The sequence below is a fragment of the Psychrobacter sp. TB55-MNA-CIBAN-0194 genome (assembly GCF_040309505.1).
GTDB lineage: Bacteria > Pseudomonadota > Gammaproteobacteria > Pseudomonadales > Moraxellaceae > Psychrobacter > Psychrobacter fozii.
Genome location: NZ_JBEOOW010000539.1, coordinates 1 through 253, shown reverse-complemented (window position 1 = coordinate 253; position 253 = coordinate 1). Strand labels below are relative to the sequence as shown.

Below are 253 nucleotides of genomic sequence, written 5' to 3'. Positions count from 1 at the left end.
ATTTATAACTTAACGGGACAACCGTTTCCTAATTCGCACAAAGTGTATGTTGAGGGTACGCAAAACAACATTCGTGTAGGAATGCGTGAAATAACCCTAAGCGATACTTATATAGGCGGCAGTGATGAAAATCCAGTGTATGAGCCAAACGAGCCGCTACGTGTTTACGACACATCAGGCCCGTATACCGATCCAAACTTTAAGCTTGATGTACGCCAAGGCTTAGCAAAGTTTCGTGAGCAATGGATTGAAA

General features: G+C 43.1%; 1 pseudogene. It reads left to right on the top strand.

What is annotated here, in order from left to right:
- Positions 1-253: pseudogene (locus AAEY75_RS16200) on the top strand (hypothetical protein); the annotation flags it as partial.